The organism is Micromonospora sp. R77, from assembly GCF_022747945.1.
Lineage (GTDB): Bacteria > Actinomycetota > Actinomycetes > Mycobacteriales > Micromonosporaceae > Micromonospora.
Map to the genome: position 1 here is coordinate 1,542,421 of NZ_JALDST010000001.1, position 17,492 is coordinate 1,559,912.

Genomic DNA, 17,492 nt, shown 5'->3' on the forward strand with positions numbered 1-17,492 from the left:
GGAGGTACACCAGTGATCCGGATCGCCGCCGTCGGCGACGTACACCTGGACCAGGACGTGGTCGGCCGGTTCCGGCCCGCCCTGGAGGAACTGCCCGACTGCGCGGACGTGCTGCTGCTCGCCGGCGACCTGACCCGGCACGGCACCGAGTCGGAGGCGCGCTGTGTGGCGCAGGAGTTCGGCGGGCTGGGCGTGCCGGTGATCACCGTGCTCGGCAACCACGACCACCAGTGCGACCAGGTGCCGCAGGTGGTCAAGGTGTTGGAGGACGCCGGGATCACCGTGCTGGAGGGGACCGGGACGGTGCTGGAGACACCGGCCGGGCGGCTCGGCGTGGCCGGGGTGAAGGGCTTCGGCGGCGGTTTCGCCGGCCGGTGCGCCAGCGACTTCGGCGAGCCGGAGATGAAGGCGTTCGTCCGGACCACGAACGAGAGCGCGGAGGCGCTGGGCAAGGCGCTGCGCGAACTGGACTGCGACCTGCTGGTCGCGCTCACCCACTACTCCCCCGTGCCGGACACGCTCGCCGGCGAGCCGCTGGAGATCTATCCGTTCCTGGGGTCGTACCAGCTGGGGCAGGCGATCGACTCCGCACCGACCGCGCTGGCCCTGCACGGCCACGCGCACGCCGGCACCGAGCGGGGCACCACGCCGGGCGGCGTACGGGTCCGCAACGTCGCCCACCCGGTGATCAAGCAGGCGTACAGCATCTTCCACCTGGGAGATCATCTAGTCGGCTGAGACAGGTTTCCGGGAACGGTAGGACGGGTATCCAGCAACCATGGAGCTGATTCTCTGGATTCTCGCAGTCGTACTCGTGGTCGCCGGCATTCTCGCGCTGTTCCGCCGGCAGATCCTGTGGGGCATCGTCCTCATCGTGGTCGGTCTTCTGGTCGGCCCGGGTGGCGTCAGCATCTTCAGTTAACGCCTTTCCGTATCCACCTGGACCCGCCGGGGTCGTCGCGTCCGGATCTCCGTCCTCCCAGACAGGAGAGCCGAACGTCGACGACCCCGGCGTTCTGTCGTTCCGACCGGCGACAGCCGGTTCCGGTGGGGTGACGTTTACCGGCCGCCGCCGGCGGAAATCTCTCGACCATGGAGATATCGGAGGGCAGCCGGCGGACGACCGGCGCGCGCAAGTGGTGGGCGCTCCTCGGCTTCGGCGCGGCGGTGACGGTGGCGGCGGCCGCGGGCGGGCTGGGCGTCCGGGGCACCAGTCAGGAGTACGCGAGCCTGAACCAACCGTCGTGGGCCCCGCCGTCCTGGCTCTTCGGCCCGGTCTGGACGGTGCTCTACGCCCTGATCGCGGTCGCCGGCTGGCTGGTGTGGCGCCGGGTCGGCTTCGGCCCCGCCCTCTGGGCCTGGGTCGTCCAGCTCGTGCTCAACGCGATCTGGACCCCGCTCTTCTTCGGTGCCGGCCAGTACGGGCTGGCGTTCGCCGAGATCGTGCTGATGTGGCTGGCGATCGGCGTCACGGTGGTGCTGTTCCGGCGGGTCTCCCGGCCGGCCGCCGCGCTGATGCTGCCGTACTGGGCCTGGGTGACCTTCGCCGCCGCCCTCAACCTCGCCATCTGGCGGCTCAACGCCTGAAGTGCAAGGAGGGGCCCCCTGTTAACGCCTTCTGCATAGCAGGGGGCCCCTCCTAACACGGGTCAGCAGCGCGGGACGCCGGGGATGTAGCCGTCCGAGCCGGTGTAGACGTACGCGTCGGCGATGTAGCGGCCGGAGCCGATCCGGTCCCAGATCGAGCTGGTGCCGTACGTGCCGGTGACGCTGGTGCCGCTGGTCTGGCAGTAGATGGTGACCCGGGTGCCGTCGGCGACCGAGCCGACCGCGGTGTAGCCCGTGCCCGGTCCGGACCGTACGGTCAGGTCAGCTCCGGCCGTGTTCACCGTGCCGGAGCCGGTGCTGGCGGCGCAGTTGTTGTCGCTGGTGTAGGTCTTGGTGCCCCAGTAGAGCGCGAGGGCGCCGTTGAACCGGGCCTGGATGTCGTTGCCGTTGAGCCGCTGCTCGTAGTGCAGGTGCGGGCCGGTGGAGCCGCCGGTGCTGCCCACCCAGCCGATCACCTTGCCGTAGCCGACGCTCTGGCCGACGGAGACGTTGAAGCCGTTGAGGTGGGCGTAGTAGGTGGTGTAGCCGCCGCCGTGGTCGATCCGGACGTACTTGCCGTAGCTGGTGCCGCCGAGGTCGGTCACCCGGTCGACGGTGCCGGGCGCGCTGGCCACCACCGGGTCGCCGAGGTCGTCGGTGCGGTTGAAGTCGATCGCGTTCGCCGGGCTGTGGTCGGTGCGGGTCTGTCCGGACCAGGACTGCCCGCAGGGGAAGGGCACCTTGAAGGTCGGCGCGGCCATCGCCGGGGCCGCGGGGAGCAGGGTCGCCGCGATCAGCAGGCCGGCCGCCGCGAGGCTGAACCACCGTCTACGCATCCAGCACCTCCTATGTCGAAATCCTTCGATCTGGAGGGTTCAGCCTGACAGAAACTGCCATCGATGGGAAGGGCCCGCCAGCTGCGGGAACCACGTCGCGTGGGAGCGCGCCCACAGCCGGTGAGCGGGTTTCGGGATTGTTACCGGGCCGTGTCCGGACAGGGGTGGACCGGACGCGATGCAAGCGCTTACATGTGGGGACGACACATCGGACCGGCGCGCGTTCGATCTCCCCCCGCGCCGGCAAGGAAGGAGAACGGCATGGCGTTTGCCAGATCACGCCAGGCTCTCGCGATCGCCGGCGTACTGGGGCTGGCGCTCACCGCCACCGCCTGCGGCACCGGCAACGACAAGAAGAGCGACAGCGCGAGCAAGCCCGAGTGTGCCCCTTACGAGAAGTACCAGGGCAACGACGGCAAGAAGGTCACGATCTACTCGTCGATCCGGGACATCGAGGCCGACCGCCTGGAGCAGTCCTGGAAGCAGTTCGAGGACTGCACCGGCATCAAGATCGACCACGAGGGCAGCGGCGAGTTCGAGGCCCAGCTCGGTGTCCGGGTCGACGGCGGCAACGCCCCCGACCTGGCGTTCATCCCGCAGCCGGGTCTGCTCAAGCGCTTCGTCGACTCGGGCAAGCTCAAGCCGGCCGGCAACGACACCAAGGCCATGGCCGAGCAGAACTACTCCCCCGACTGGCTGAAGTACAGCACCGTGGACGGCAAGTTCTACGGCGCCCCGCTCGGCTCCAACGTGAAGTCCTTCGTGTGGTACTCGCCGAAGACCTTCAAGGAGAAGGGCTGGACCGTCCCGACCACCTGGGACGAGCTGATCAAGCTGAGCGACACCATCGCGGCGAGCGGCACCAAGCCGTGGTGCGCGGGCATCGAGTCCGGTGACGCCACCGGCTGGCCGGCCACCGACTGGATCGAAGACCTCATGCTGCGTACGCAGACGCCCGAGGTCTACGACCAGTGGACCACCCACGGCATCAAGTTCAACGACCCGAAGGTCGCCGAGGCGGTCGACAAGGCCGGCACCATCCTCAAGAACGAGAAGTACGTCAACGGCGGCTTCGGCGGCGTGAAGAGCATCGCCACCACCTCCTTCCAGGAGGCCGGTACGCCGATCCTCAAGAACAAGTGTGCCCTGCACCGCCAGGCGTCCTTCTACGCCAACCAGTGGCCGAAGGGCACCAAGGTGGCCGAGGACGGCGACGTCTTCGCGTTCTACTTCCCGGCCGTCGACCCGGCCAAGGGCAAGCCGGTGCTGGGTGGCGGCGAGTTCGTCGCGGCCTTCGCCGACCGGCCCGAGGTCCAGGCCGTGCAGACCTACCTGGCCTCCGGCGAGTACGCCAACAGCCGCGCCAAGATCGGCGACTGGGTGTCGGCGAACAACAAGCTCGACATCAACAACGTCCCCAACCCGGTGGACAAGCTCTCCGTCCAGATCCTCCAGGACCCGAAGACCGTGTTCCGGTTCGACGGTTCGGACCTGATGCCGGCCGCGGTCGGCGCGGGCACCTTCTGGAAGGGCATGGTCGACTGGATCAACGGCAAGGACACCGCCACGGTGCTCAACGGCATCGAGTCCAGCTGGAAGTGATCTGAGGCGGTGGCCCGGTCGGACGACCGGGCCACCGCCCTCATCCCGAACCCTTGAAGGAGGGTCGATGGAGTTCGACTTCGCGGAGGAACAGCCCAAGTTCCTCATGCTGATGTACGGGCTGATCGCTTTCGTCGCGGTGGTGGGCGGTCTGCTCCTGCTCCTCGACGTGGTGCCGGCCTGGTTCGCCCGCCGCCGGGAGGCGGCGCTGATCGCCGCCTCGGCGAGCGGCGCCCCGCTGCCCCGCCGGCGTAAGCAGCGGGAGGGCGTCTTCGCCCTCTTCTTCCTGCTGCCGACGCTCTTGCTGCTCACCGTGGGGCTCGTGGTGCCGGCGATCCGCACCACGCTGCTCTCCTTCATGGATGCCGGCAGCAACAACTGGGTGGGCCTGGAGAACTACGGTTGGATGTTCTCCGAGTCCTCGATCATCCGGGTGCTGATCAACACTTTGGTCTGGGTGCTCCTGGTCCCGCTCGTGGCCACCGCGTTCGGCCTGATCTACGCGGTGATGGTGGACAAGGCCCGGTTCGAGTCGATCGCCAAGTCGCTGATCTTCCTGCCGATGGCGATCTCGTTCGTCGGCGCCACCATCATCTGGAAGTTCGTCTACGCCTACCGCGGTGACGGGCAGGACCAGATCGGTCTGCTCAACCAGATCGTGGTCAGCCTCGGCGGCGAGCCGAAGCAGTGGCTGCTCGAGTCGCCGCTGAACACCTTCCTGCTCATCGTGATCATGATCTGGATCCAGGCCGGGTTCGCGATGGTCGTGCTCTCCGCCGCGATCAAGGCCATCCCGGCCGACATCGTCGAAGCGGCCCGGCTCGACGGGACCACCCCGTGGCAGATGTTCTGGCGGATCACCATGCCGAGCATCCGGCCGGCGCTGATCGTGGTGGTGGTGACGCTCTCGATCGCCACGCTCAAGGTCTTCGACATCGTCCGGACCGCCACCAACGGCAACTACGACACCAGCGTCATCGCGAACGAGATGTACAACCAGGCGTTCCGCTACGGCCAGAACGGGCAGGGCTCGGCCCTGGCGGTCTTCCTCTTCGTCCTGGTCATCCCGATCGTGATCTACCAGATCCGCAACCTGCGTCAGCAGCGGGAGGGCTGAGATGACCACCGCCACGCCCACCGTCGCAGCGGGTACCCAGGCCACCGGGCCGACCACCCGCGCCGCCCGGGTCCGCAAGCGGCTCAACAGCCGTACGGCCACCCTGGTCTCGATCGTCATCGCACTGCTCTGGACGATCCCCACCTTCGGCCTGCTGGTCTCCTCGGTCCGGCCGGAGGACGAGATCAAGAGCACGGGTTGGTGGACCGTCTTCACCAACCCGCAGTTCACCCTCGACAACTACAAGGAGGTGCTGTTCAGCAGCTCCTCCTCGTCGGGGCAGCTCGCCAGCTACTTCATCAACTCGCTGGCGATCACCATCCCGTCGGTGCTCTTCCCGCTGGCCTTCGCGTCGCTGGCCGCGTACGCGCTGGCCTGGATCAACTTCAAGGGGCGCGACTGGCTCTACATCGCGATCTTCGCGATGCAGATCGTGCCGCTGCAGATGGCCCTGGTGCCGCTGCTGAAGTTCTTCTCCACCGGGGTCAGCATCGGCGGGGTGACCCTGATGCCGGCCTGGGACCTGGTCGACGAGCAGAAGTTCGCGCAGGTGTGGTTCGCGCACACCTGCTTCGCGCTCCCGTTCGCCGTCTTCCTGCTGCACAACTTCATCTCGCAGCTGCCCGGTGACCTGATGGAGGCGGCCCGGGTCGACGGGGCCACCCACCCGAAGATCTTCCGGACCATCGTCCTGCCGTTGATCACCCCCGCCCTGGCGGCGTTCGGCATCTTCCAGTTCCTCTGGGTCTGGAACGACCTGCTGGTCGCGCTGATCTTCGCCGGTGGCGGCAACGAGACCGCCCCGCTCACCGTCCGGCTGGCCGAGATGGCCGGCACCCGGGGCAACGAGTGGCAGCGGCTCACGGCCGGCGCGTTCGTGTCGATCGTCGTACCGCTGATCGTGTTCCTGTCCCTCCAGCGCTACTTCGTGCGCGGCCTGCTCGCCGGCAGCGTCAAGGGCTGACCCGCTGGCCCGCCGCCGCCGGTCCCCGGCGGCGGCGGGCACGGGTCGCAGCGGGGGAACGATGACGAAGATTGACGATGTCGCCCGCCTGGCCGGGGTCTCCACGGCCACCGTCTCCCGGGCACTGCGGGGGCTGCCGACGGTCTCGGCCGCGACCCGCCGCCGGGTGCTCGCCGCCGCCGAGCAGCTCCAGTACGCGGTCTCGCCGAGCGCCTCCCGGCTGGCCGGCGGACGCACCGGCACCGTCGCCGTGGTGGTCCCCCGGATCACCCGGTGGTTCTTCGGCACGGTCGTCGAGTCGGTCGAGGAGTTCCTCCACCAGTCCGGTTACGACCTGCTGCTCTACAACCTCGGTGGTCGCGAGCAGACCCGACAACGGGTGCTGCGGACCGCCAGCCTGCACAAGCGGGTCGACGCGGTCATCCTGGTCGCCACCCCGCTGCGCCCCGCCGACGTCGCCGCGCTGACCAAGCTGGACATCCCCGGTGTCACCATCAGCTCCGGCAGCGGCGTACCCGGCTGGCCGTGCGTGCGGATCGACGACGTGGCCGCCGCCCGGACCGCCACCCGGCACCTGCTCGACCTGGGTCACACCCGGATCGCGCACATCTCCGGCGACCCGGACGACGAGCTGGCCTTCACCACGCACCTGGACCGGCGGCGCGGCTACCAGGAGGCGCTGCGGGCGGCCGGCCTGCGCCCCGACCCGGGCCTGGACGTGGAGTCGCAGTTCACCATCGACGGCGGCAACCGGGCCGCCGCCGAGCTGCTGGCCCGGGGCGAACCGCCGACCGCGATCTTCGCGGCCTGCGACGAGATGGCGATGGGCGCGATGACCGCGCTGCGCGACGCGGGCCTGCGGGTGCCGCAGGACGTGAGCGTGATCGGCATCGACGACCACGACCTGGCCGGGGTGCTGGGCCTGAGCACCATCGCCCAACCGGCGGCCGAGCAAGGGCTGCTCGCCGCCCGGATCCTGCTCGACCCGCTCGGCGCCCGCAGCGCCGACCCGTACGCCGGTCAGGTGCCCCAGCCGCGCACCGACGGCGACCAGCCGGCGGCGCCGGTGATCCTGCCCACTCGCCTGGTGGTGCGTGAATCGACCGCCCCGCCGCGGGCACACTGAACGGACCCGTCCGCCCGGGTGGCGGCCGGACGCAGCAGAAGTCCGGGCCCGGACGGCACGGCACGACACAAGGGGAGAAGGCTCTGAACACCGACGTGAACGCGACGCAGCAGGAGACGGCCGGCGCCCCGGCCACCGGCTGGTGGACCGAGGCCGTCATCTACCAGATCTACCCGCGCTCCTTCGCCGACTCGAACGGCGACGGGATCGGCGACCTCCCCGGCATCACCGCCCGCCTCGGTCACCTCGCCGAGCTGGGCGTCGACGCGGTCTGGCTGTCGCCGTTCTATCCGTCGCCGCAGGCCGACGCCGGCTACGACGTGGCCGACTACCGGGACGTCGACCCGCTCTTCGGCACGCTCGCCGACGCCGACGCGATGATCGCCGAGGCGAAGAGCCGCGGCCTGCGGGTGATCGTCGACCTGGTGCCCAACCACACCTCCTCCGCGCACCGCTGGTTCGTCGAGGCCCTGGCCGCCGCGCCGGGCAGCCCCGCCCGGCAGCGGTACGTCTTCCGGGACGGTAAGGGCCCGGACGGCGCCGAGCCGCCGAACGACTGGCAGAGCGTCTTCGGCGGACCCGCCTGGACCCGGGTGGCCGACGGGCAGTGGTACCTGCACCTGTTCGACACCGGCCAGCCCGACCTGAACTGGGACAACCCCGAGGTCCGCACCGAGTTCCTGGACGTCCTGCGGTTCTGGCTGGACCGGGGCGTCGACGGTTTCCGGGTGGACGTGGCGCACGGCCTGATCAAGCAGGCCGACCTGGCCGACTGGCAGGAGCCGCAGGAGATCCTCTCCGGCAACGAGGTGGACAAGCCGCGCCCGCCGATGTGGGACCAGGACGGCGTGCACGAGATCTACCGGGAGTGGCGGCGGCTGCTCGACTCCTACGACGGCGAGCGGATCCTGGTCGCCGAGGCGTGGGTGGAGCCGGCCGAGCGGCTGGCCCGCTACGTCCGCCCCGACGAGATGCACCAGGCGTTCAACTTCGAGTACCTGCTCGCCTCCTGGACCGCCCCGGCCCAGTACGCGGTGATCACCCGCTCGCTGGAGGCCACCGACGCGGTGGGCGCCCCGACCACCTGGGTGCTCTCCAACCACGACGTGGTCCGGCACGCCTCCCGGCTCGGGCTGCCGATCAGTGGTGGCCGCCCGAACGGCATCGGCATCGGCGACCCGCAGCCGGACGCCGCGCTCGGCCTGCGCCGGGCCCGCGCGGCCAGCCTGCTGATGCTGGCCCTGCCCGGCTCCGCCTACCTCTACCAGGGCGAGGAGCTGGGCCTGCCGGAGCACACCACGCTGCCCGACGAGGCCCGCCAGGACCCGACCTGGGAGCGCAGCGGTCACACCCAGCGCGGCCGGGACGGCTGCCGGGTGCCGATCCCGTGGGAGGCCGACGCCCCGTCGTACGGCTTCGGCCCGACCGACGCGAGCTGGCTGCCGCAGCCGGAGTCCTGGGCCGAGTACGCCCTCGACCGGCAGGAGGGCGTGCCCGGCTCGACGTACGAGCTGTACCGGACGGCGCTGCGGCTGCGGCACGAGCACGAGCTGGGCCGGGGCACGCTGCGCTGGCTCGCCTCCGGTGACGAGGTGCTGACCTTCACCAACAACGGCCTCACCGTGCTCACCAACTTCGGCACCGCCCCGGTGCCCGCGCCGGCCGGCGCGGAGCTGCTGGTGTCCAGCGCCCCCCTCGACGACGACGGCCGCGTCCCCACCGACGTCACGGCCTGGTTCCGCGCCTGACCCCTCACCCGCCCGCAACCCGCGCGACCGACCCGTCGCGCGACCGCACCGCAATTTCACGGAAAGAGTGGCTTCCCGGCGTGGGGAGGCCACTCTTTCCGTGAATGAGGGCGGTCGTGAATGAGGGCGGTCGCGGGTGGGGCGGTCGCGGCGGCGCGGAAGGAGCGCGGTCAGAGGTGGTCGGCGCGGCGGTGCAGGAGGGCGTGGACGGAGTCGATGTCGCCGGGTGAGGTGCGGGCGGCCAGCCAGTACATGATCCCGGTGGGGATGAAGAAGAGCTGGAAGGCGGCCAGCCCGACCGCGAAGTTCAGCGGCGGCGGGAACGCCGCCCGCAGCCCGTGGAAGGCCACCCCGACCAGGCCGTTGCCGGCCGCCCGGCCGACCCCGTTGACCAGGTTGCCGAGGCTGTAGACGGTGCCCCGGTGCTCGGGCGGGTTGACGTCGGCGATCAGCGCGAACCAGTTCGGCGAGTTCGCCGAGGTGAGCGCCAGCGCGACCACGGCGGTGAGCAGGCTCAACCCCACCGTGGGCTCGGTGACCACGCTGGCCAGCACCGCGGCGATCACCGCGCCGGAGCCGGCGCCGTCCGGCACGTCGATGCGTACCGGCACGAAGAACAGGACCAGGTAGAACGGCAGCGCCGCGAGGATGCCCACCGCCGCGACCAGGGCCCGGCCGCTGGGGGTACGCCGTTGCAGCGCGTCGCCGGCCAGGCCACCCACGATGGAGAGCACCCCGCCGAGCTGGAACAGGGTGGCGAAGACGCTGCCCACCACCACGGCGGTGGCCGGCGAGTAGCCCTGCGCCCGGGCCCGCTCGGCGAAGAGCACCGGCAGCCAGACCAGCGAGCCGAACGCGGCCTGCGCGGTGAGCCCCTGCAGCACCAGCCAGCGGTTGGTCCGGCGGGCGAGGATCCGGGGCAGGTCGGCGCGGCTGATCCGGTAGTCGTACTCGGCCCCGGCGTCGATCGCGGCGGCCAGTTCCGGTTCGCTCTGGCCCCGGCGTACGTCGTAGGTGAACAGGTACGCCACCGTGGCGGCCAGCCCCAGCACGGCGAGCAGCGCGAACGGTCGCCGCCAGTCGACGGCGCCGAGGATGCCCCCGGTCAGCGTGCCGGCCAGCGTGCCGACCCCCTGGGACAGTCCCCAGAAGCTCATCACCAGGCCCCGCCGCCGCGGCGAGATCAGGTCGGTGACGACCGAGAAGCCGACCGAGCCGACCGCGCCCAGCCCGACCGCGGCGAGCAACTGGGCGGCCAGGAAGATCGGATAGTTCCCGGCCAGTGCGCTGCCGCCGGTGCCGGCCGCCCAGATCAGCGTGCCGACCATCAGCAGCGGCTTGCGGTCGGTGCGGTCGCCGACGTACGCCCAGCCCACTGCGGCCACCGCGCTGACCAGGAAGCTCGCCGCGGTGACCAGGCCGAGCAGGCGCTGCGACACGTCCAGCCCGGCGGAGATCGGCCCGTACAGGGGTGGGACCAGGCCGATCGCCACGTTGTCCAGCGACGCGAGGAGCACGAAGACGACGACGCTGTAGAGGCGGTGCGCCGCGTTCCCGCGTCGGGACGTCCTGCTGCCGGTCATGTCCGGCAGCCAACCAGGAGCAGGTCACGGCCGGATGACGAACCCCTGCCGGCACGCCGGTCCGGTCACCCGTCCGGCCCGGCGACGGGGTCACCCCGCCGGGCCGGGCGAAGGGGTCACTCGGGGACCGGGCGGGCTCCCGACGGGTCACTCGCCGCCGGAGCGGTCGACGGTGTGGTCGCGGGCCCGCGCGTACTGCTCGCGGATGGCCGGGACGGGCTCGGCCGCGTACTCCTGCGTGTCGGCGAGGGTCCACTCCGGTGGCGCCGCGCCGCCCAGGGCGAGCCAGGCGGCCTGGCGGGCCGCGCCGTCGGCGACGTACTCCCCGGGTGGCGGGACCACCACGGGCCGGCCGAAGACCTGCGGGGCGATCCGGCGTACGGCCGCCGAGCGGGCCCCGCCGCCGACCAGGACGACCCGCTCCACGGTGGCGCCCTGGGCGGTCAACGCGTCCAGGCCGTCGGCGAGCGCGCAGAGCATCCCCTCGACGGCGGCCCGGGCCAGGTGGGCGGGGGTGGTGTTGGCCAGGGTCAGGCCGTGCACCGCCCCGGTGGCGAGTGGCTTGTTCGGGGTCCGCTCCCCCTCCAGGTAGGGCACCATGACCAGTCCGTCCGCGCCGGGCGGGGCGGCCAGTGCCAGCTCGCCCAGCTCGTCGAGGCCGACCCGCAGCAGGGTCGCCGCGGCGTCGAGCACCCGGGCCGCGTTGAGTGTGCAGACCAGCGGCAGGAACCGGCCGGTGGCGTCGGCGAAGCCGGCCACCGCGCCGGACGGGTCGGCGGCGGGCGCGTCGGCCACCGCGAAGACCGTGCCGGAGGTGCCGATCGAGACGACCACGTCGCCGGGGCCGGCGCCGACGCCGAGCGCGGCGGCGGCGTTGTCCCCGGTGCCCGGGCCGAGCAGCACATCCGGTCCGCTCGCCGACGCCCGGTCGGTCGGCCCGGCACCGGCGAGGGCCGCCGGGTCCAGCCGGCCCGCCGGCTCGGCCGGGCCGAGCACGGTCGGCAGGTGCAGCCGCCGGCCGGAGGCCTGTTCGAGCAGGTCGAGGCGGTAGTCGCCGGTGGCCGGGGACCAGTAGCCGGTGCCGCTGGCGTCACCCCGGTCGGTGCGTAGCCCGGCCAGGCCGGGTGCACCGGCCAGCCGCCAGGTCAGCCAGTCGTGCGGCAGGCAGACCGCGGCCACCCGCTCGGCGTTCGCCGGCTCGTGCCGGGCCAGCCAGCGCAGCTTGGTGACGGTGAAGCTGGCCACCGGCACCGAACCGACCGCGTCCGCCCAGAACCGGCGGCCGACCGGCCCGCCACCCGCCTCGGCGATCAGCTCGTCGGCCGCGCCGGCCGAGCGGGTGTCGTTCCACAGCAGCGCCGGCCGGACCACCCGGCCGGCCTCGTCCAGGCAGACCATGCCGTGCTGCTGCCCGGCCACCGAGACGGCCGCCACGTCGGCCAGCCCGCCGGCCGCCTCGACGGCCGTCGTCAGGGCCGTCCACCAGGCCTCCGGGTCGACCTCCGTGCCGTCCGGGTGCGGGGCGCGGCCCTGCCGGACCAGCGCGCCGGTCTCCGCGTCCCGGACGACCACCTTGCAGGACTGGGTGGAGGAGTCCACCCCGGCGACGAGCGGCATGTCGGCCCGCCTCAGCGCGCGCCGAGCAGGTGCTCGACGGCGAGCTGGTTGAGCCGGACGAAGCCGTAACCCTTCGCGCCGGCCGGCTCCGGGTCGAAGTCCTCGAACGCGGACCGGTCGGCGAGCAGCTCGACGTGGCCCTCCCCCGGATTCAGCGTCGGCGTGGCCAGGTCGGCGACCCGGCTGGCGGCGAGGGCCTCGGCCACCTCCGGGTCGGCCCGGAACGCCGCGGCCCGCTCCTTGAGCAGCAGGTACGTCCGCATGTTCGCCTCGGCCGAGGCCCACACGCCGGTCATGTCCTCGGTGCGGGACGGCTTGTAGTCGAAGTGCCGGGGCCCGTCGTAGGCGGGGCCGCCGTCGGGGCCGCCGTGCTCCAGCAGGTCCACCAGGGCGAACGCGTTGAGCAGGTCACCGTGACCGAAGACCAGGTCCTGGTCGTACTTGATGCCGCGCTGGCCGTTGAGGTCGATGTGGAACAGCTTGCCCTGCCAGAGGGCCTGGGCGATGCCGTGCGCGAAGTTCAGCCCGGCCATCTGCTCGTGGCCGACCTCCGGGTTGAGCCCGACCAGCTCGGGGCGGGCCAGGGTGGAGATGAACGCGAGCGCGTGCCCGACGGTGGGCAGCAGGATGTCGCCGCGCGGCTCGTTCGGCTTGGGCTCGATGGCGAAGCGCAGGTCGTAGCCGTTGTCGACGACGTACTGGCAGAGCAGGTCGACGGCCTCCCGGTAGCGGTCCAGCGCGGCGCGGACGTCCTTGGCCAGGTCGTACTCGGCGCCCTCCCGGCCGCCCCACATGACGAACGTCTTCGCGCCCAGCTCGGCGGCGAGGTCGACGTTGCGCAGCACCTTGCGCAGCGCGTACCGGCGGACGTCGCGGTCGTTGCTGGTGAAGCCGCCGTCCTTGAAGACGGGGTGGGTGAAGAGGTTCGTGGTGACCATCGGGACGACCAGGCCGGTCTCGTCGAGGGCCTTGCGGAACCGGGCCAGGTGGGCGTCGCGGGTGGCGGCGTCCGCGCCGAAGGGGACCAGGTCGTCGTCGTGGAAGGTGATCCCGTACGCGCCGAGCTCGGCCAGCCGGTGCACCGCCTCGACCGGGTCCAGCGCGGGGCGGGTGGGGTCGCCGAACGGGTCGCGGGCCTGCCAGCCCACCGTCCAGAGACCGAAGGAGAACTTGTCGGCGGGGGTGGGACGGGGTGCCATGGCAGACCTCCGGGGTGTCGTCCACAAATTTGTTCAGTGGTTGAATTAAATGACCGCGGTGTGGCACTGTCAAGCGGTGACTAGCGCCAGCACCGCCGGAGCCGTCCGGCAGGGAACTCTGCGCGAGCTCAACCTCGCCGTGGTGCTCGGGCGGATCGCCGCCGCCGACCGTCCGCCGTCGCGGGCCGACCTCGCCGCCGCCACCGGGCTCACCCGGGCCACCGTCTCGGCCGTCGTCGAGGATCTGCTCGACGGCCGGCTGGTCGCCGAGGCCGACCCGGCACCGCGTACCGGGGCGGGCCGCCCGCGCGCGGCCTGGTGCTGGCCGACCACGGCCCGGCCGGGCTCGGCCTGGAGATCAACGTCGACTACCTCGCCGCCTGCGTGGTCGACCTGACCGGCACGGTCCGCCACCACGTGGTCGAACGCGCCGACCTGCGCCCGGTCTCCCCCGCCGACACGCTGGCCCGGCTCGCCGCGCTCGCCGCCGCCGCGCACACCGCGGCCGTACGCGACGGACTGACCCCGGCCGGCGCGGCCCTCGCCGTGCCCGGCCTGGTCGACGCCGACGGCCTGGTCCGGCTCGCGCCCAACCTCGGCTGGCGGGACGTCGACGTCCCGGGGCTGCTCGCCGGTCACCGGCTGGCCGAACCGGTGGACGGGATCCCGCCGCTGGTGGTCGAGAACGAGGCCAACCTGGCCGCCCTCGGCGAACTGCACGCCGGACCGCCCGGCGCCGGGAGCTTCCTGCACATCTCCGGCGAGATCGGCATCGGCGCCGGGATCGTCCTCGACGGCGCGCTCTACCGGGGTGCCCGCGGCTGGAGCGGCGAGATCGGTCACATCCCCGTACACCCGCAGGGGCGGCCGTGCCGGTGCGGCGGCCAGGGCTGCCTGGAGCGGTACGCGGGCCAGGAGGCCGTCCTCGCCGCCGCCGGACTGGCCGGCGCCGACCTGCCCGCCGACATCGCCGCCACCCGGCTGGCCGACCTGGCCCGGGCCGGTGACCCCGCCACCCTGACCGCGCTGACCGACGCGGGCACCGCCCTCGGGGTGGCCGTCGCGGGCGTGGTGAACCTGCTGGATCTGGACACCGTGGTCCTCGGCGGCGGATACGCCCCCCTCGCGCCGTGGCTGCGCCCGCCGGTGGTGGCCGAACTGTCCCGCCGGGTGCTCACCGCGGCCTGGTCCCCGGTGACCGTCCGCCCGGCGGCGCTCGGCGCCCGGTCCGCGGCCGTCGGCGGGGCCACCTCGGTGGTCCGCCGGATCATCGACCGACCGGCCGGCTGGCTCGCCCGGACGCGCTGACCCGGCCCGTTCCTCGATGGGCGATCGCCGTCCCGCGTCGGTACGCTTGCCCGGACGCCACCACCCGAGCGAGGAGTCCACGAACAGCATGCGCACAGGTCGACGGACCCGGGCGCCCGGCGAGCAGCGGTGACGACCGCCCGCCGGGGTGGTCTCGCCGGACCGGTAAGCGGCGGCGGGCAGGCGTCCCGGCCCCGCACCCGGCGTCCCGCCGAGAGCCCGCTGCCGGCCGACTCGAGACTGGCCCGGGAACTGCTGGACGGTCTCGCCGAGGCGATCGTCACCACCGACCCCGCCGGCGTGGTGACCCTGGTCAACGCGATGGCGGTCGAACTCCTCCCCGACCTCACCCCCGGCACCGACCTGGCCCGCTGCGCGATCGACCCGCTGGCCCACGCGACGCGGTCCGGTGCCGACACCGTCGACCTGGAGCACCGCGGCCGCCGGTTGCGCGGGGTCCGCCGCGCCCTGGCCACTGGCTGCGCCTGGTACGTGCGGGACATCACCGAGGAGCAGGCCCGCACCGACGCGCTGCTGGCCGAGCGCTCCCGTACCGCCTTCCTGGCCCAGGCCGGCAGCCGGCTCGGCCTCTCCCTGCACCGGGACCAGACGCTGCGCACGGCCGCCACCCTGCCGGTGCCCTACCTCGCCGACGTCGCGCTGGTCGTCCACCGCCCGCCGCCGCCCGCCGAGGACCAGCCGCACTGGCTCCGGTACGCCGAGGGTGAACGCGCCCCGACCACCGGGATCGGCACCTGGGCGCTCGCCGACGCCGTGCCCGGACTCGCCGAGGCACTCGACGGTGACGCCACCGACCCCAGCCCGTGGCTGGACGCCGAACTGGCCCACCTGGCCGACCTGCTGCCCGACGGCTTCGGCCGGCCCGGCACGGTGCTGGTCAGCCCGATGCTCAGCGCCGGCGGCCCGGCCGGCGCGCTGCTGCTGATCCGCCACGCCGAACGCCCCGGTTTCGACCAGCGGGAGATCGAACTGGCCCGGGAGTTCGCCGCCCGCGCCGGTGCCGCCCTGGCCGCCGCGGACCTCTACGGCGAGCAGACCCACCTGGCCCGGGTGCTGCAGCACAGCCTGCTGCCGCCGGAGCTGCCCACGGTGCCCGGGATGCGACTGGCCGGTGGTTACCGCGCCGCCGGGGACAGCCTGCGCATCGGCGGCGACTTCTACGACGTGTTCCGCACCGCCTCAGGGGCGCTGTTCGCCCTCGGCGACGTCTGCGGCAAGGGCGTCGGCGCCGCCGTGCTGACCGGCCGGGTACGCCAGTCGTTGCAGACCCTGCGGCTGGTCGAACAGCGTCCGCTGGAGCTGATCGAGCTGCTCAACCGGGCGCTGCTCGACGCGCCCGACGCCGCCCGGCGCAGCCAGTTCACCACCCTGCTGCTCGGCGGGCTCACCCGCGAACCGGACGGCGGACTGCTGGTCACCCTGGCCGGCGGGGGTCACCCGTCGCCGCTGGTGGTCCGCGCCGACCGGACCGTCGAGCCGGTGCAGGTGGGCGGCATGCCCGTCGGCGCGTTCGCCACGGCCCGCTTCGCGGCGGCGCAGGTGCGGCTGGCGCCCGGAGAGGTGCTGCTCGCGTACACCGACGGGGTGACCGAGGCGCGGGGCGGTCCGGGCGAGCTGGCCATGTTCGGCGACGGCCGGCTGCTCTCCGCGGTCCGCTCGGTCGCCGGCCTGCCCCCGGCCGTGCTGGTCGAGCGGCTGCTGCAACTGGTCGACGAGTGGCTGGACGGGCAGGTCCACGACGACATCGCGATGCTGGCCGTGGCGGCGGCACCCGCGTGAGCGGGACGGCCACCGGTGGGATCGGGCCGGGCACCGTCGAGGCGTACCTCGACTGCCTGGACCGGGCCGACCAGGCCGACGCGGTCGACCTGGTGGCCGGGCTGCTCGACGCGGGTGTCCCGGTGGCCGACGTCCTGGTGGACGTGGTCGCCGAGGCACAGCGGGAGATCGGCCGACGCTGGCTGACCGGGTCCTGGAGCGTCGCCCGGGAACACGCCGCGACGCACGTCAGCGAGGTGGTGGTGGGTGCGGTGGCGGCCCGGGTCACCGCCGTCCCGCGCCGCGGACACGTGGTGACGGCCTGCGTCGAGGGCGAGTGGCACGCGCTGGCCGCCCGCATCGTGGCCGAGGTGGTCCGGGCAGCCGGCTGGCGGGTGACCTTCCTGGGCGCCAGCGTGCCCGCCCGGCACCTGGTCTCCTACCTGCACCAGACCGGACCCGACGCGGTGCTGCTCAGTTGCGTGCAGCCCACCCGCCTGATCCGCGCCGCCCGGATGGTGGAGTCCTGCCGTGCCGCGGGGGTGCCGGTCGTCGCGGGCGGCCCCGGCTTCGGCCCGGACGGCCGGTGGGCCGCCGGGATCGGGGCGGCGGCCTGGGGTGCCACCGCCCGGGGACGCGGTCCGGCTGCTGGACCGGCAGGTCTTCACCGACCACCACACCGGTCCCGGCGCGCCGGCCGGCGACGACGAGTACGTGGCCGTGCTGCGCCGCCGCCGGGAGGTGGTCCACGCGGCCCTGCGCGCCGTCGACCCGGCCGAGGAGGCCGCCGAGGACATCGCCACCGGCGTGGCCCACCTGGTGGACGCCCTGGCGGCGGCGATCCGGGTCGGTGACCCGGAGCTGCTGGTCGACCACGTCCGCTGGCAGGACGAGGCGCTCGCCGCACGCGGCGGCCGGCCGCTGCTCGACGCGGTGCTCGCGAGCTGCGCGCAGACCCTGGCCGAGCATCCCCGGGCCGGCCACCACCTGCGGCTCGCCCGGGCGGCGACCGCCCGGAACTGAGCG

The 17,492-nt window shown here is 73.0% G+C and carries 14 protein-coding genes and 2 pseudogenes; 12 read left to right on the forward strand and 4 right to left on the reverse strand.

Features of this window, described 5'->3' with window-relative positions; genetic code table 11:
- Positions 1-12: 12 nt before the first annotated feature.
- From MRQ36_RS07025 to MRQ36_RS07035, 3 genes and pseudogenes are all read left to right on the forward strand, one after another.
- Positions 13-788 (forward strand): annotated as a pseudogene (locus MRQ36_RS07025) (metallophosphoesterase).
- Positions 779-922, forward strand: a complete 144-nt coding sequence (locus MRQ36_RS07030) for a GPGG-motif small membrane protein (protein WP_018786997.1) — start codon at positions 779-781, stop codon at positions 920-922. The pseudogene MRQ36_RS07025 and the gene MRQ36_RS07030 overlap by 10 nt, the downstream one beginning before the upstream one ends.
- Before the next feature lie 170 nt (positions 923-1,092).
- Positions 1,093-1,587 carry a TspO/MBR family protein gene (locus MRQ36_RS07035; protein WP_242793977.1) on the forward strand — a complete coding sequence of 165 codons (495 nt, stop codon included), beginning with the start codon at positions 1,093-1,095 and terminating at the stop codon, positions 1,585-1,587.
- 62 nt (positions 1,588-1,649) lie between these two features.
- Here MRQ36_RS07035 and MRQ36_RS07040 read toward each other — a convergent pair whose 3' ends face one another.
- The gene (locus tag MRQ36_RS07040) at positions 1,650-2,423 is read right to left on the reverse strand and encodes a M23 family metallopeptidase (RefSeq protein ID WP_242793979.1); all 774 of its coding nucleotides are present in this window, start codon (positions 2,421-2,423) and stop codon (positions 1,650-1,652) included.
- A 261-nt stretch (positions 2,424-2,684) separates the two neighbouring features.
- On the opposite strand from MRQ36_RS07040, the gene MRQ36_RS07045 reads away from it, so the two are divergent.
- From MRQ36_RS07045 to MRQ36_RS07065, 5 genes are all read left to right on the forward strand, one after another.
- Positions 2,685-4,025 (forward strand): ABC transporter substrate-binding protein, encoded by a 1,341-nt coding sequence (locus tag MRQ36_RS07045; RefSeq protein ID WP_242793981.1) that lies wholly within the window; start codon positions 2,685-2,687, stop codon positions 4,023-4,025.
- 67 nt (positions 4,026-4,092) lie between these two features.
- A complete protein-coding gene (locus MRQ36_RS07050; RefSeq protein WP_242793983.1) occupies positions 4,093-5,142 on the forward strand; it encodes a carbohydrate ABC transporter permease in 1,050 nt (349 codons plus the stop codon).
- A gap of 1 nt (position 5,143) precedes the next feature.
- Positions 5,144-6,106 (forward strand): carbohydrate ABC transporter permease, encoded by a 963-nt coding sequence (locus MRQ36_RS07055; protein WP_242793985.1) that lies wholly within the window; start codon positions 5,144-5,146, stop codon positions 6,104-6,106.
- Positions 6,107-6,167: 61 nt separating this feature from the next.
- Positions 6,168-7,232, forward strand: coding sequence for a LacI family DNA-binding transcriptional regulator (locus tag MRQ36_RS07060; RefSeq protein WP_242793987.1), 1,065 nt, complete (start codon positions 6,168-6,170; stop codon positions 7,230-7,232).
- 83 nt (positions 7,233-7,315) lie between these two features.
- Positions 7,316-8,980, forward strand: a complete 1,665-nt coding sequence (locus tag MRQ36_RS07065) for an alpha-amylase family glycosyl hydrolase (RefSeq protein WP_242800895.1) — start codon at positions 7,316-7,318, stop codon at positions 8,978-8,980.
- A gap of 170 nt (positions 8,981-9,150) precedes the next feature.
- On the opposite strand, the gene MRQ36_RS07070 is transcribed toward MRQ36_RS07065, so the two are convergent.
- The 3 genes from MRQ36_RS07070 to xylA all read right to left on the reverse strand — a co-directional run bounded on the left by MRQ36_RS07070 (position 9,151) and on the right by xylA (position 13,379).
- On the reverse strand, positions 9,151-10,563 hold the full coding sequence (locus MRQ36_RS07070) for an MFS transporter (protein ID WP_242793989.1): 1,413 nt from the start codon (positions 10,561-10,563) through the stop codon (positions 9,151-9,153).
- A gap of 147 nt (positions 10,564-10,710) precedes the next feature.
- Positions 10,711-12,180 carry a xylulokinase gene (xylB, locus tag MRQ36_RS07075; RefSeq protein ID WP_242793991.1) on the reverse strand — a complete coding sequence of 490 codons (1,470 nt, stop codon included), beginning with the start codon at positions 12,178-12,180 and terminating at the stop codon, positions 10,711-10,713.
- An 11-nt stretch (positions 12,181-12,191) separates the two neighbouring features.
- On the reverse strand, positions 12,192-13,379 hold the full coding sequence (xylA, locus tag MRQ36_RS07080) for a xylose isomerase (RefSeq protein WP_242793993.1): 1,188 nt from the start codon (positions 13,377-13,379) through the stop codon (positions 12,192-12,194).
- A gap of 49 nt (positions 13,380-13,428) precedes the next feature.
- Between xylA and MRQ36_RS07085 the strand changes: the two are divergent.
- From MRQ36_RS07085 to MRQ36_RS07100, 4 genes and pseudogenes are all read left to right on the forward strand, one after another.
- A pseudogene (locus tag MRQ36_RS07085) lies at positions 13,429-14,687 on the forward strand (ROK family protein).
- 129 nt (positions 14,688-14,816) lie between these two features.
- Positions 14,817-16,487: a PP2C family protein-serine/threonine phosphatase gene (locus MRQ36_RS07090; protein WP_242793995.1), complete on the forward strand. Its 1,671-nt coding sequence runs from the start codon at positions 14,817-14,819 to the stop codon at positions 16,485-16,487.
- Positions 16,484-17,320 (forward strand): B12-binding domain-containing protein, encoded by an 837-nt coding sequence (locus MRQ36_RS07095; protein WP_242793997.1) that lies wholly within the window; start codon positions 16,484-16,486, stop codon positions 17,318-17,320. Before MRQ36_RS07090 ends, MRQ36_RS07095 begins: the two co-directional genes overlap by 4 nt.
- Positions 17,274-17,489, forward strand: coding sequence for a hypothetical protein (locus MRQ36_RS07100; RefSeq protein WP_242793999.1), 216 nt, complete (start codon positions 17,274-17,276; stop codon positions 17,487-17,489). The genes MRQ36_RS07095 and MRQ36_RS07100 overlap by 47 nt, the downstream gene beginning before the upstream one ends.
- The last annotated feature ends 3 nt before the right edge of the window (positions 17,490-17,492 follow it).